14 protein-coding genes and 2 riboswitches are annotated in these 14,954 nt (G+C 44.2%); of the genes, 2 read left to right on the top strand and 12 right to left on the bottom strand.

All coding sequences use genetic code 11. The features are described 5' to 3' along the window. Window positions 1-52: 52 nt before the first annotated feature. The 11 genes from purB to VQ00_RS18145 form a co-directional block, all read right to left on the bottom strand. A complete protein-coding gene (purB, locus tag VQ00_RS11010) occupies window positions 53-1,348 on the bottom strand; it encodes an adenylosuccinate lyase (RefSeq protein WP_046180189.1) in 1,296 nt (431 codons plus the stop codon). Window positions 1,349-1,377: 29 nt separating this feature from the next. Continuing rightward, on the bottom strand, window positions 1,378-2,505 hold the full coding sequence (gene purK / locus VQ00_RS11005) for a 5-(carboxyamino)imidazole ribonucleotide synthase (protein ID WP_046180188.1): 1,128 nt from the start codon (window positions 2,503-2,505) through the stop codon (window positions 1,378-1,380). Further along, complete coding sequence (gene purE / locus VQ00_RS11000) at window positions 2,498-2,986, bottom strand: 5-(carboxyamino)imidazole ribonucleotide mutase (protein WP_046180187.1); 489 nt, start codon at window positions 2,984-2,986, stop codon at window positions 2,498-2,500. The genes purK and purE overlap by 8 nt, the downstream gene beginning before the upstream one ends. A gap of 242 nt (window positions 2,987-3,228) precedes the next feature. Further along, window positions 3,229-3,328: riboswitch (purine riboswitch) on the bottom strand. Between the two features lie 75 nt (window positions 3,329-3,403). Next, window positions 3,404-3,598: an NETI motif-containing protein gene (locus VQ00_RS10995; protein WP_046180186.1), complete on the bottom strand. Its 195-nt coding sequence runs from the start codon at window positions 3,596-3,598 to the stop codon at window positions 3,404-3,406. Next, a complete protein-coding gene (locus VQ00_RS10990; protein ID WP_046180185.1) occupies window positions 3,595-4,137 on the bottom strand; it encodes a DUF2179 domain-containing protein in 543 nt (180 codons plus the stop codon). Before VQ00_RS10990 ends, VQ00_RS10995 begins: the two co-directional genes overlap by 4 nt. Before the next feature lie 89 nt (window positions 4,138-4,226). Next, a complete protein-coding gene (ptsG, locus tag VQ00_RS10985; protein ID WP_046180184.1) occupies window positions 4,227-6,290 on the bottom strand; it encodes a glucose-specific PTS transporter subunit IIBC in 2,064 nt (687 codons plus the stop codon). Between the two features lie 180 nt (window positions 6,291-6,470). After that, on the bottom strand, window positions 6,471-7,313 hold the full coding sequence (gene glcT / locus VQ00_RS10980) for a glucose PTS transporter transcription antiterminator GlcT (protein ID WP_046180183.1): 843 nt from the start codon (window positions 7,311-7,313) through the stop codon (window positions 6,471-6,473). A gap of 93 nt (window positions 7,314-7,406) precedes the next feature. After that, a complete protein-coding gene (locus tag VQ00_RS10975) occupies window positions 7,407-8,744 on the bottom strand; it encodes an NCS2 family permease (protein ID WP_046180182.1) in 1,338 nt (445 codons plus the stop codon). A 93-nt stretch (window positions 8,745-8,837) separates the two neighbouring features. Beyond that, a riboswitch (purine riboswitch) is annotated at window positions 8,838-8,939 on the bottom strand. A gap of 88 nt (window positions 8,940-9,027) precedes the next feature. Next, entirely contained in the window at window positions 9,028-10,581 is a 1,554-nt protein-coding gene (gene guaA / locus VQ00_RS10970; RefSeq protein ID WP_046180181.1) for a glutamine-hydrolyzing GMP synthase, read from the bottom strand. A 415-nt stretch (window positions 10,582-10,996) separates the two neighbouring features. After that, complete coding sequence (nadE, locus tag VQ00_RS10965) at window positions 10,997-11,824, bottom strand: ammonia-dependent NAD(+) synthetase (protein WP_046180180.1); 828 nt, start codon at window positions 11,822-11,824, stop codon at window positions 10,997-10,999. Between the two features lie 217 nt (window positions 11,825-12,041). After that, the gene (locus VQ00_RS18145) at window positions 12,042-12,197 is read right to left on the bottom strand and encodes a DUF1540 domain-containing protein (RefSeq protein WP_082091539.1); all 156 of its coding nucleotides are present in this window, start codon (window positions 12,195-12,197) and stop codon (window positions 12,042-12,044) included. A gap of 129 nt (window positions 12,198-12,326) precedes the next feature. Here VQ00_RS18145 and VQ00_RS10960 point away from each other — a divergent pair, with 129 nt between their 5' ends. Together VQ00_RS10960 and VQ00_RS10955 are read left to right on the top strand one after the other, a co-directional pair. Then, the gene (locus tag VQ00_RS10960) at window positions 12,327-13,250 is read left to right on the top strand and encodes an NAD(P)/FAD-dependent oxidoreductase (RefSeq protein WP_046180179.1); all 924 of its coding nucleotides are present in this window, start codon (window positions 12,327-12,329) and stop codon (window positions 13,248-13,250) included. Between the two features lie 152 nt (window positions 13,251-13,402). Next, window positions 13,403-13,849 carry an OsmC family protein gene (locus VQ00_RS10955; protein ID WP_342667012.1) on the top strand — a complete coding sequence of 149 codons (447 nt, stop codon included), beginning with the start codon at window positions 13,403-13,405 and terminating at the stop codon, window positions 13,847-13,849. A 52-nt stretch (window positions 13,850-13,901) separates the two neighbouring features. Here the strand turns inward: VQ00_RS10955 and uvsE are convergent, their stop codons facing one another. After that, window positions 13,902-14,870, bottom strand: coding sequence for a UV DNA damage repair endonuclease UvsE (gene uvsE, locus VQ00_RS10950; protein ID WP_046180178.1), 969 nt, complete (start codon window positions 14,868-14,870; stop codon window positions 13,902-13,904). Window positions 14,871-14,954 lie beyond the last annotated feature (84 nt).

Raw genomic sequence — 14,954 nt, 5'->3', positions numbered from 1 at the left:
CAGGTCCGTCTTACGTCTGCCGGGTCTGAACGGCCGCCTTGCGCTTTTCTTCTTAGTTCAATCCAATACGGTCAAAAATCGTGTCGACATGTTTAATGTGGTAGTTGTAATCAAAGCAGTCAGCGATTTCTTCCGGCGACAATTTTGATGTGATTGTTTCGTCCGCTTCTACTAATGAACGGAAATGAACTTGCTTGTCCCATGCTTCCATCGCCCGCGGCTGCACTGTATCATAGGCCGCTTCACGCGCCATGCCTTTATCAATCAATGCAAGAAGAATACGCTGTGAATAAATAAGGCCGAGCGTCCGGTCCATGTTGCGTTTCATGTTATCCGGGAATACTGTTAAATTTTTGATAATATTGCCGAAACGGTTCAGCATGTAATTCAATGCGATTGTTGCATCCGGCAAAATTACGCGCTCTGCAGATGAGTGCGAAATGTCGCGCTCGTGCCAAAGGGATACATTTTCATACGCTGTTACCATGTGGCCGCGAATCACGCGTGCAAGGCCAACCATATTTTCAGATCCGATTGGATTCCGTTTGTGCGGCATTGCTGACGATCCTTTTTGTCCCTTTGCAAATGCTTCTTCCACTTCACGTGTTTCTGATTTTTGCAGGCCGCGTACTTCTGTTGCAAACTTTTCAATTGAAGCAGCGACAAGCGCTAATGTCGCCATGTAGTGCGCGTGGCGGTCACGCTGCAATGTTTGTGTTGAAACAGGAGCCGGTTTTGTGCCAAGCTTTTCACACACATATTTTTCAACAAATGGATCAATGTTTGCATATGTGCCGACTGCGCCGGAAATTTTTCCGTATTGAACGCCGTCTGCAGCGTCATTAAAACGCTCCAGGTTCCGTTTCATTTCTTCGTACCAAAGCGCCATTTTCAATCCGAATGTCGTCGGCTCCGCATGAACTCCGTGTGTACGGCCCATCATGACTGTATGTTTATGTTCAATCGCTTTATTGCGGAGGATGTCAATGAAGTTTTCAATGTCTTTACGCAAAATGTCGTTCGCTTGTTTTAATAAATAAGAAAGAGCCGTATCAACAACATCTGTTGACGTTAATCCGTAATGTACCCATTTGCGTTCTTCACCAAGTGTTTCAGATACAGCACGTGTAAAGGCAACAACATCATGGCGTGTTTCCAGTTCAATTTCATTAATGCGGTCAATATCGAAGCTTGCATTTGCGCGTAGTTTTTCCACATCTTCTTTTGGAATGTCGCCAAGCTCTGACCATGCTTCACAAGCTAAAATTTCCACTTCAAGCCACGCTTTGAATTTATTTTCTTCTGTCCAAATACTGCCCATTTCAGGTCGTGTATAGCGTTCGATCATTGTTTGTCATCCTCCGATTGATAATTCGATTATTTTGTCCAAATATGACTGTTTTCAATGTCATTTAACGTTTCTTCAAGATTGTCGGTCAAGATAGTCACATGCCCCATTTTGCGCTTTTCTTTTGCTTCGTCTTTTCCATATAAATGAACGGACCATTCTGGCTTGTGCACAATCGCTTGCACAACGCCTTCCACATGTTCACCAAGCACGTTGACCATCACAGCCTGCTTCAGAAGCGAGGTGCTTTTAAGCGGCCAGTTACAGACAGCGCGGATATGCTGGCCAAATTGGGAAATGCCGCACGCTTCAATTGTGTAATGACCAGAATTATGCGGCCGTGGTGCTACTTCATTAATGTAAATGCTGCCGTCACGCGTGACGAACATTTCCACCGCCAGTGTGCCGACAAGTGACAAAGCAGCTGCAATTTTTTCAGCTGCTTCACGTGCAGCCCGCTCCGTTTGTTCTGAGATACGCGCCGGCACAATTGATTCATGCAAAATATTGTCGACGTGAATGTTTTCTGCTGCCGGAAAGTACGTTGTTTCGCCCTCTGAATTGCGTGTAATAATAACAGAAATTTCTTTTTCAAACGGAATCCATTGTTCGAGTACACAGTCACCATGTCCGAGCAATGCAGCTGCTTCCGAAGCTTGTGACGTTTCTCTTAAAACAAACTGCCCTTTCCCATCGTAGCCGCCTGTCGCCGTTTTTAATACAGCTGGCAATCCGAGCTCGGCAATGGACTGTTCAAGATCATTTTCTGTTTTAATCACCCGATATGGAGCAACCGGGACACCGGCACCCGCAATCGCTTCTTTTTCAAAAATGCGGTTTTGTGTAATGCGGATCAATTCCGCGCCCTGTGGAATATATGCTATATTCATCAGCTCTTTTAAGCCTTCATAGTCAATGTTTTCAAATTCGTACGTAATCACGTCGCTCACATCGGCAAGCCGGTTCAGCGCGTCTTTATCGTTGTAAGGGGCTTGAATGACGATATCAGCTGTTTGTGTGCAAGGTGCACCTTCTGCCGGCTCGAGCACGGCGATGCGGAAGCCCGCTTCTTTTGCGGCCAACGCCATCATCCGCCCCAGCTGCCCTCCGCCGATAATGCCAATTGTTTTTCCTGGTTCAATGATCGTTCTAGCCAAGCTGATCACTGCTTTCCAATACGGTTTTTTCGGTTTCTTTTCGGCGCTTGTCTAACCGCTCCGCTACCTCAGTGTCTGCAATCGACAAAATTTGCGCAGCGAGCAGGCCGGCATTGGTGGCTCCTGCTTTCCCAATAGCCGTTGTTGCAACCGGAACACCACCTGGCATTTGAACGATGGACAGGAGAGAATCAAGCCCGTTTAACGCTTTTGACTGAACCGGTATACCGATGACCGGCAGCGTTGTTTTCGCTGCTGTCATGCCTGGCAAGTGAGCCGCCCCGCCTGCGCCGGCAATAATGACTTTAAGGCCGCGCTCGCGTGCCGTTTCCGCGTATTCGAACATTAAATCCGGTGTGCGATGTGCTGAAACGACTTTTTTTTCATACGGAATTTCAAGTTCGTCGAGCACGTCGCATGCGTGTTTCATCGTCTCCCAGTCTGATGTGCTACCCATAATAACGCCAACTTCAATCGTCATCTTGATCCTCCAGTGTGAGATTTTTTTACAAAAGAAAAGCGTCAGACGCCTGCCTATCAGCGACAAGCATAAGACAATTTGTCTTAGAGCAAAGGCTAAGAGCGCGGCATCGTGCCGCAACGCCTTTGTGACTCACATCCTGTGAGCCCTCGAGCTGATGGCGTCTGGAGCTAGACATAAAAAAACGGACAGACCGCTTCCTCCGGTAAATAGGAGAAAGCGATTCGTCCGCAGTCGATCGAGATTCCGAATGCTTTCCCCATAGTCGGCCGTTTAAGGCAGCCGGTAGAAACTCGCGGGCCATATTCCCGCTATTATATGAGGTGCTTTATTGTCATCTACATATTAACAACCCACAGAAGGGGTTGTCAATAAAAAATCGAACGATATTTATCACTTATATTTTAATGTTCGTATTTAAGCCATTATTCTTCCTTCAAAGACGATTTCGCGGCCAATCGGGACATGAATTGTCTCTCCATTTTCTTTTCGCTCTTCAAACAGCGGCTTTTCGATGCGCCGGATAGGCATGTAGCCTTCCTGCTTCATCCTCTCCAGGCAGTCATCAATCGTTTCCTTTTCTTCCACACGAAAATTCTTCTTTTTACTCATCGCATTAATTTTCCTTTTCTCACTTGTTTTACCCAGAAGCCGCCATGAATCGACTTCGGTTCGTAGACGATAATAAACGCTTTCGGATCTAGATCTTTAATTCTTCCATATAGCTTTAACTCATATTTACGCGGGGTTAAAATTTGCATGGCCGTTCGTTCTCCTTCAAGGCCGTTCGCTGCCCAGTTCGTCACACCGTACCCTTCATCACGAAGCGTTTTCGGCAAGTCTTTGTCATATTCTTTCGTAATAACATTCACAGTAATATAGCCGAGCGCCAGCTTTTCTTCGATTTTCATGCCGACAACGACACCGATGCCATACCCGACCGCATAGGCGATCAAATTTTGAATTTCATTCAAGTTATCAAGTACAAGGCCAAGCCCAACCACATAAATGACTACTTCAATGGTGCTGACGAATGCCGCCGTGTACCGATAGCCTTTTAGCGTCAAAATCATGCGGATCGTAAAAAACGAAACGTACACAATATTGATCAGCAGAATAATAACGACCATAAATAAGGCGTTGTCCATCATATTTCTTCACTCCTCTTTGACGGCAGTTTATCATATCGACGCCAATTAAAAAAGCCTCAGCTGATGACACAGCTGAGGCGGCTTGTTTCTTATTTAATAGTAATTACGTTTTCGTCCCCATTTTTCACAGTTCCTGGCTTTTCAACCGTTACAGATTGTCCTTCTGCAAGGTTTGTGAAAATAATCGGTGTAATCGTTGACGTCGCATTGTCAGCGATATAATCCAGATCCACTTTTAGAAGCGGCTGGCCTGCTGTGACAACATCGCCTTCTGATACAAGCGCTTCAAAGCCTTCACCATTCAATTTAACCGTATCGATACCGAAATGAATCAATACTTCACGGCCATTGTCCGCTGTAATGCCAATCGCATGTTTCGTCGGGAAGACGTTAATGATTTTACCGTTTACAGGTGAAACGACTGTACCGTCACTCGGCTTGATCGCAAAACCGTCACCCATCATTTTTCCGGAGAAAACAGGATCCGGCACTTCTGTAATTGGCAAAAGTTCACCTGAAATTGGTGCAACAAACTTGCTTTCCACACCGTTGCGAATTGCAGCCGGCGTTGCATTTTCAATTTCTTTTTGCACTTCCTGATCCGGCTTCGCAGCCACCGGACGCGGCTTGGCGCCTTTCATAATGTCCGCCATTTGGTGACGAAGACTATCTGAGCGTGGACCAAAGATGGCCTGAATGTTGTTGCCGACTTCCAGAACCCCTGCTGCCCCAAGCTGTTTCAAGCGTTTTTTATCAACATCGCCAATGTCATTGACGGATACACGAAGACGTGTAATACATGCATCAAGGTTGGCAATGTTTTCTTTGCCGCCCATCGCTTCTAAAATTTCATATGGAAGTTCGCCCGCAACAACCGCTGGAGCATCGCCATCTTCATCGTCTTCCAGCTCGCGTCCCGGTGTTGCTAAGTTAAACTTGCGGATCGCAAAACGGAAACCGAAGTAGTAAATAACCGCAAACACAAGACCAACAGGAATGACGATCCATGCATTTGTCTGTGGATTTAAAAGACCGAACAATGTGTAATCAATCAAACCGCCCGAGAACGTCATCCCAATTTTTACATCAAGAAGGCTCATCGTCATAAACGAAAGTCCCGCAAAGACTGCGTGAACCGCAAATAATACAGGTGCTACGAACAAGAATGAGAACTCAAGCGGCTCTGTAATCCCTGTGAGGAATGATGTCAGTGCAGCAGAGCCCATAATCCCGGCAACAACTTTTTTGCGTTCTGGACGCGCTTCATGGTAAATCGCAAGTGCAGCAGCCGGAAGACCAAACATCATAAATGGATATTTCCCTGTCATAAATGTACCGGCAGTCAAGTTTTGAACATTGTCTTTAATTTGTTCCATAAAGATCGCCTGGTCACCACGGACGAGCTCGCCTGCCGCATTTGTATACTGACCGAATTCAAACCAGAACGGCGAATAGAAAATATGGTGCAATCCAAATGGAATTAAGCTTCGTTCAATAACCCCAAAAATAAATGCTGAAATAGCAAGATTTCCACCTAATAGGAAATGTGAGAATGCATCTAAGCCATTTTGAATTGGCGGCCAAACAAAAATCAACACAAGTCCAAGAATAACCGCCGATGCGGCTGTTGCAATTGGAACAAACCGTTTACCCGCGAAGAAACCTAAGTAGGAAGGCAATTCAATATTAAAGAACTTGTTGTACATGTAGGCAGCAATTGCCCCCATAATAATCCCGCCGAATACACCTGTTTGAAGCGATGGAATCCCGAGAATCAGTGCGTAAGCAGGATCTCCACCTTCAAGAACTGGAATAGCTTCAAGCCCAAGTGCAGTACCCATTGTCGCATTCATAATTAAATAACCAACAAGTGCCGCGAGTCCGGCAACGCCGTCTCCTCCGGCGAGACCAATTGCTACGCCAATAGCAAAAAGGATTGGCAGGTTACCAAAAATAATCGATCCAGATTCCTCCATAACAGAAGCGACCATAACGAGCCAGTCTGCTGTTAAAAAAGGTGCTAAATCCGTCAGTGTCGGATTTTGCAGTGCGTTACCAATTGCAAGCAAAAGACCGGCAGCCGGCAAAATCGCAACCGGCAGCATAAGTGCTTTACCGATTTTTTGAAGCACACCGAAAAGCTTTTTAAACATGTGTGTTTCCTCCTCTATTTTATTAGTATGTGCATCTCAAAGATGAATCAGACAGACAAAAAACGAAAAAAGGCATGAGAAAAGAAGACATTAGAAAAAAGAAGTCCTGAAACCCCCATTTTCTCTGTATCTCCTTTACTCATGCCTGATCGTATCAGTAACACGTAAAGAACAAGTTAATTATTTCATTTTTGTCTGAATCCGCTGCAGATGCATCGTTAAATAAACCGCTTCCGCATCGTACACTGGATTTCTTAATGTCTGCTGCATCACTTTGATCAGCTTCCATGACAAATTATAGCACACCGGATATTCCGTTTTCAATAGGTTTGCAATTTTTTCTGGCTCATCGACTTTTTCCCCGCGGACGACCCGTTCAATTGTGTATCTGATGTGGCGTACAAGCCGCATATAATCAATACTTTCTTTATCCAGTTCCACATCAAGCTGCGATTCGATCATTCCAATAAGCGTTGCGATTAATTCTGAATGGCGGCTTAAGTCCCGGACATCTTTATTGGCGATCGCACTGTGGATGTGGAGCGCAATAAACCCTGTTTCCCCTTCTGGAAGACTGATCGTCAGCTTGCTGTTGATCAGCTTCGTCACATCTGCCGCGACTTCGTATTCAAACGGATAGAGCGCTTTCGTTTCAAGTAAAAATGGATTGCGGATACCCATACCGCGCATCATCCGGTTTACTGCAAATAAAAGGTGATCGGTTAAGCCGACGTGAATGTGCTCATTTAACGTTTCACCGACTCGCTCTCGGATCAATTCAACAGCCGCAATAATCACTTTCAATGTTTCATCATCCAAGTGCGGGAGTAACTTCTTATACTGTTCCTGTTCATTCCGGTCGGTTAGGATAAACAGCTTTTCAACGGAACTGCGCACGATGCTGTCTCCCTGCTGCCGGCCAAAGCCGATTCCCCTTCCGATGAGGACGACCTCTGTTTCATCACCCGAGGCCGCAATAAGTACATTGTTGTTTAATGCTTTTTTCACAAAAAATTTTTCCATGGCATTTCCCCATTGTTCTTCGTTTTTTACAGTATAGCATGTTGTCCTAAATAAAAAACACCTTCTCAAGTGAGAAGGTGTTTCATTATATGATCACTTATCTAGAAAGATAAAGTATAAAACAAAAATGATAAACATGCCATACATGATTGGATGTATTTCTTTTGCACGTCCCTTACAAATCATCGTAATCGGATAAAAAATGAATCCAATCGCAATACCAGTCGCGATGCTGTACGTAAGCGGCATCGCGATAACCGTTAAAAACGCAGGAACCGCAATTTCAAATCGAGTCCATTCAATTCTACCCAATGCCGATACCATAAGCGCACCTACGATAATAAGTGCGGGCGCTGTTACCGGCGCCGTAATGACCTGAAGAAGCGGGAAGAAGAAAAGCGACAACAAGAAAAACAAGCCAGTTACGACTGCTGCAAGGCCAGATCGTGCTCCTGCTGCTACACCAGCAGAAGACTCAATATACGAAGTTGTAGTCGATGTGCCAAGAACGGCACCCACTACTGTTCCGCATGAATCCGCAAGCAGCGCTTTTCCTGCACGTGGCAATTTATCCTCTTTCATTAATCCTGCCTGATTCGCAACCGCAAGAAGTGTTCCGGCAGTGTCAAAGAAATCAGCGAATAAAAACGTCAGGACAATGACAAGCATTTGAAGTGTAAATACTTCTGCCGGTGATTGAAAAATGTTCTCAACGGCTACCCCAAAAGTCGGTGCCAAACTCGGCACTGCATCAACGACACCGGTTGGAGGACTAATTAATCCAGCAATCATTCCGACAATGGATGTAATAACCATCCCATAAAAGATGCCGCCATTTATTCCCTTGGTCATCATGATAACCGTAATAATAAGCCCGAAAATAGCTAACAGCGTGTTGCCAGATGTTAAGTTACCCAGCCCAACGAGAACCGCATCATTATTTACAACAATGCCTGCATTTTGAAAACCGACAAATGTAATAAACAAACCAATCCCGGCTGCAACGGCATATTTTAATTCGGCAGGAATCGCATTAATAATTTTTTCCCGAAGTCCAACAGCAGTCATGAGAATAAAAATTAAACCAGAAAATAAAACACCAGTTAATGCGGTTTCCCACGGTATACCATACGTTAAAACAACTGTGTAAGCGAAAAACGCATTTAATCCCATTCCCGGTGCCAGAGCAATCGGGTATTTCGCAAAAACCCCCATTATAATGGAACCCAGTGCAGCAGCAAGTGCTGTTGCCGTAAATACAGCCCCATAATCCATCCGCATCGCGTCCGGCAAATCAGGAACTGATTGCAGTGACAGCGTAATCGGATTAACGATCAAAATGTACGCCATTGATAAAAAGGTTGTCAAACCACCGATGAATTCGCGGCGATAAGTCGTCCCTAATTCTTCCAACTGGAAAAATTTCTTCATAGTTTTATAAGTCTCCTCTCGATCGTAGACTCAGAAAAAATGCCCGGAACAGAATAGTTCCGGGCACGACTAAGAAAAAAATAGAAAGAGATCATTCTCTTTCTATTCATTCGTAGTCAGGCCATTTACGGCAGCCCGGTAGAAACTGTCAAGCCTTATTCTTGACGATATACGATACAAATATGAAAAATAGTGTAGTTCTCTTTCATAATACTAATACAATCATTATTCGTCAATACAAAATACGAACAAAATTAATTTTTCTTCGTTATTCGTTCGCCTTTTATTCCCATTCGATCGTTGCTGGCGGCTTGCTTGTAATGTCATACACGACTCGGTTTACGTGTGCCACTTCATTGACAATACGCGTTGAAATCACTTCGAGCACATCCCATGGAATACGAGCCCAATCTGATGTCATCCCGTCAATCGATGTAACGGCACGAATGCCGATCGTGTAATCATACGTCCGCGCATCGCCCATAACACCTACACTGCGAATATCTGGAAGCACAGTGAAGTACTGCCAAATTTCACGCTCGAGACCGTGATTCGCCACTTCTTCACGCAAAATGGCATCGGATTCACGAACAATTTCCAATTTTTCCTCTGAAATTGCTCCCAGCACACGAATGCCAAGACCTGGTCCCGGGAACGGCTGGCGCCAAACAATATGATCTGGAATGCCGAGCTCCGAACCGAGCGCACGCACTTCATCCTTAAATAATGTATTAAGCGGCTCAATTAGCTTAAACTGCATGTCTTCCGGCAGTCCGCCTACGTTGTGATGCGATTTGATCGTTTGCGCCGTTGCCGTGCCGCTTTCAATAATGTCAGTATAAAGTGTTCCTTGCGCCAAAAACTCAATGCCTTTTAGTTTCGATGCTTCATCATCAAATAAATAGATAAACTCGTTGCCGATGATTTTCCGTTTTTGCTCGGGATCAGACACACCTGCCAATTTTTTCATGAAACGTTCTTTTGCGTCTACTTTAATGATATTAATGTTAAAGCCATTCGCAAATGTATCCATTACCTGCTCTGCTTCGCCTTTGCGCAGAAGACCGTGGTCAACGAAAATACACGTTAACTGGTCGCCGATTGCTTTGTGGATCAATACAGCTACAACCGATGAATCAACGCCGCCTGACATTGCGCAAAGCACTTTTTTATCCCCAACTGTTTGGCGGATTTTTTCCACTTCAACCTCGATGTAATTTTCCATTGACCAGTCACCCGTGCAATCACATACGCCGAAAACAAAGTTCTTCAGAATGTCGTTTCCATAAACAGAATGTTTTACCTCAGGGTGGAATTGAACTGCGTATAGGTTTTCCTCTTTGTTACTCATCGAAGCAATTGGGCATGATGGGCTGACCGCATCAACTGTAAAACCAGCCGGCGCTTCTGTCACAAGATCGCTGTGGCTCATCCAGACAACCTGTTCGTTTGGAAGGTCTGAAAAAAGAGCTGATTCATTTTGAACGTTGATTGCCGCTTTTCCATACTCACGGTGAGACGCTTTTGATACTGTTCCGCCAAAATGCTTTGTCATAAGCTGCATGCCATAGCAAATCCCAAAAATCGGAACGTTCAAATCAAAAATACGCTCGTCACAGCTAAATGCATTGTCTGCATATACACTGTTCGGACCGCCGGAGAAAATAATCCCTTTTGGATTGATTTTTTTAATTTCATCTACTGTAATTGTGTGCGGATGAAGCTCGCTGTATACGCCAAATTCACGGATACGGCGCGTAATCAACTGATTGTATTGGCTTCCAAAGTCAAGTACAAGAATCATTTCCTGGTGCTGCAATTCTGATTTTCCTGTCATGGTTCTACTCTCTTCCCTTCAATTCCGTATTATCGGAAACACTCATCTATTTTTTGTTCGTGTTCACACATTTTGACCTCATTTTATATGGTTCGCAGGAGACGGTCAAGGCGTTGTCTCGTTTATCGAAAATTCAGTTATTAAAAGTGCAAGGTGCTTGTCTTTCGGCGACAAGCATAAGACGAACACTGAAGGAGGCGTTTTGTGCCTCCAGAAGGGATTGGCTGGGTAAATGGAAGAAAAGCTAAGAATGCGGCATCGTGCCGCCGCGCTGCAAAGCTGCCACGTCCTGTGGCATTCTCCCGACTAGATCATCCGGATCGTCGCAACGCTTTTGTGACCCACATCCTGTGGACCTCGATGGCACCTGGAACTGGATAACGAAAAAAAGCTTCCCGGCTTGCGCCTGAAAGCATTATTTTTTCCAAAAATCATCAAATACGGAAATGGGCAGATGGCGTTTATGGCGTGTTTTCATAAAGTGGCCTTCAATTTTTTCCGCCGCTTCGACTGGAATTTCTTTTCCCTCAAGATAATCATCAATTTGTTCATAAGAAACACCCAGCGCCGTCTCATCTGGAATAAGCGGTTTATCGTCCTCCAGATCGGCCGTTGGCACTTTCATATACAGGTGTTCCGGCGCACCAAGCTCTTTCAGCATGGACCGGCCCTGACGTTTGTTTAAACGGAGTAAAGGTACAATATCCGCTGCACCGTCGCCAAATTTTGTATAAAAACCAGTAACGGCTTCTGCTGAATGATCGGTCCCAATGACAACCGCACTTTTTGCTGCTGCAATCGCAAATTGAACTTTCATCCGTTCACGCGCTTTATCATTTCCTTTTACAAAATCAGAAATATCAATTCCAATGGTTTCCAATGCTTGTTCGCTGGCATCCACTGCACCTTTAATATTTACGATCAATCGTTCATCGGGCTGAATAAAATCAAGCGCATCCTGGGCATCATCCTCATCTTTTTGCAGACCATATGGAAGACGCACCGCATAAAACGTATATTCTTTCCCGGTTTCTTCCCGAAGCTCTTCTACCGCCAATTGGCCAAGCCGGCCGGCAAGCGACGAATCCTGTCCCCCGGAAATGCCAAGAACAAAACCTTTTAAAAATGAATGATGCTGGAGATAGTCTTTTAGAAAATCAATGCTCCGGCGAATCTCTTTTTGCGGGTCAATTTGTGGTTGTACATGCAGCTCTTCAATAATCACTTTTTGTAATTCACGCATAATACAAGAATTCCCCTTTCATTCTAGCTCTTTCTTGTATCATACCACTTCTGTATGTGAATGAACCAACAAAAGCATGTGATTTTCCCCAGCCATTCAAGTACTTAGCCTTGCCATTATAAAAAACATAATCCTGTAAATACGTATGAAATTGAAAATCATTGCCAATACTAACAAAAAGTAAGGAACAGCCAAAAAATGGCCGTCCTTAGAAAAATCAAACCTCTAGCACAAACGTTTTACAATCCGTTTCTTCATTATTAGACGCCTGTTTGCCTTTATGACTGACTACATAAATGGAATCTGCGCTGCACTTGTTACCTGAACTCCAGTACTTGCAGTTATTCACTTCACAGAGAACATCTTTCGCCATCGTCTCAACACCTCCTTCATCTTATCATGAACAAAATGAAGGCGATTGATACTTTGTTATTTTTTAACGTTTGATATTGAGCCATTAAGGGAAGGTGCAAAACGATAACATGACTCAGGGGGTAAGATAATGGACAATGATCTACTGGATGTTGTCATTGCAGGCGGTGGACCAGGCGGATTGAATGCAGCGCTTGTTTTAGGAAGGTCTTTAAAAAAGGTGATGTTGATTGATGAAGCCAAGCCAAGAAATGATGTAACGTTAAAATCGCATGGCTTTTTGACAAGAGATGGAATAAGTCCAACTGTTATTAGAGAAATTGCCAGAGAACAACTCAAAGCGTATAAAAATGTGACGATCATAAAAGATGTAATTGACGATGTAGAACGAAACAACGATCTTTTTATTATAAAAACGAGAAACGGGCAAACAGTGATCAGCAAAAAAATAATTTTTGCCACTGGTATGAAAGATCATTTACCGTCGATTCCCGGATTACAATCTGTGTACGGGAAAACGGTTTTTCATTGCCCATACTGTGACGGCTGGGAACGAAAAAATGAGCCACTCGCTCTATTTGGCAATGGGGCGGCCCTTCTTCCATTTGTGAAGCTTATTTTTAACTGGAGCAAGGATTTAGTCGTTTTCACAAACGGCCCCGCTCGCATTGAGGATGAAGAAAAGCGGCAGCTAGCACATCACCAGATTAATCTGATTGAAACCCCCATTACCGAACTTCAGTCAAACAATGGAAACCTGGAAAAAATCATTTTACAAAATGGAGAATTCTTCAATCGAACCGGCGGATTTATCTCATCAACCGGTGAAAGGCAAAGCTCTATGATTCCTGCCCGTCTCGGCGTTCCAATTAATGATAAAAACGAATACATAACGAGTGAACACGGACAAACAAATCTTAAAGGTTTGTTTATTATTGGCGATGCCAAAAATACATTTACGAGTTTAATCGGAGCAGCGAGTCAGGGATATGAAGCAGCCGTGAAAATAAATGGTGACTTTGCTGCAGAGAATTGGGAAGACGGCCTGAAATAATTAATCATCATTTCCTCCACACGATTTCTTTGTTACAGAATGGCTTGACAAAGTTAAACGAAGCGGCCTTGCTTGCTGTCTGTATAACGTTTAATTTTTTCAAACTGCGGCAAGCTACAAAAGCAGTCATTATAAAACAGGAGGATATATGAATGAACCTGAAGGATAAAATGACGTTTCACGTTACCGGCATAACGGACAAAATGAAAACCACTGTAAAAGCAAAACAGCACGAAATCATTATTGATGAACCGCCGGTTGTCGGCGGTAACAACGAAGGACCTGATCCGCTTTCTTCCCTGTTGGCTTCTTTGGCAGGATGCGAAAATATTATCGCCAATATGGTGGCGCAGGAAATGAACTTTGACCTGCAGTCCATGAACATTGATGTAAAAGGCCAGCTTGATCCACTCGGGATGCGGGGGGAAGCAGGGGTACAAGTCTTTTTTGAAAAAGTATGGTTTAAAGCAATCGTTTCTACAAGTGAATCGCCGGAGCGGCTCGCTGAATTAAAGGAAAAAACCGATGCCCGATGCCCTGTTTTAACAATGATGAAAGCCTCTGGAATTGAATTAGAAACCGAATGGGTGAAAGCTTAATGTTTTAGCCGAAGCAGCTTAAATAGACCATTTAAGCTGCTTTCGTTCATCTTCATCCTGCCGAAAAACTTGCTTCGTCCACCTGCTCAATCCCTGCTTTTTTCAGAGCCCTTGCTAAAGCAAAAAGCGCGTCGTCTTTTCGTTTTGCTTCAATCATTACATCGATTTGCGGAACACTGCCTTTAACATGATGAAGAAAGGATAGAAATTCGTTTACGTCAATAAAGTCGGCATGTGCTCTGAATTCTTTTTCGGATTTCGGACTGGACATATGCACCTTAACAGGCAGCTTGGAACTCTCCCACGTCTTCACAACACGTGGCCACTCCTCTTCCCACCACTCCTTTTTCTCGTGATTCGCCATATGATGTTGATAATCGAAAACGGCAGGGATGCCAAGCTTTTCACAAAGATACAGCGTATCGTTTACCGTGAAGGTTTTATCATCGTTTTCAAGCATAATCATTCTTTGCAGCGAAACAGGAATGCTGCCCCAATTCGTCACAAACTGCTCCAGCGCTTTTTCCTTGTCTTTGTATCCTCCGCCCACATGAATCACACACCGGTGTTCCGGGTCAATGCCCATTCCTTTTAATAGTAATTTATGCATGTTCAGCGTCTGGACAGCCGTCTTCAAAACATCTGTTTTGCCGGTGTTTAACACAACAAAATGGTCCGGATGAAAGTCAATCCGCATCTCAGAATGCTCCATTAAATAAGAGCGGATCATCCCAAGACTTTCTTGAAGCGGTCTTATGTAATTCCATTCCGGAAGATCCGGATGGTTGGCCATCGGGATAATTTTCGAACTCAGCCGGAAGAACGTGATATCGTGAGCAGCATTGTGCCGAAGCAGACGCAGACAATTGGCCAAATTCGATGCAGCAATGCGCTCTAGTTTGTGGATCGCCGCTTCTCTATCTTTAATTTTTAAAAACTGGGCATGCGTCATCGTTTGAGAAGGTGAACCATTTTTCACGTTCATGCTCATCGCCGCATATCCAAGACGGATTAATGTCATCTCTTCACCCCTTTTCTTTTTATTTTGCCCAGAATAAAAAGCGGCATACCCTAAAGAAAGACGATCCACTTTTCAATATTTTTC

This window comes from Domibacillus tundrae, assembly GCF_000970675.1.
Lineage (GTDB): Bacteria > Bacillota > Bacilli > Bacillales > Domibacillaceae > Domibacillus > Domibacillus tundrae.
This window is presented reverse-complemented; position numbering and strand designations above follow the sequence as displayed.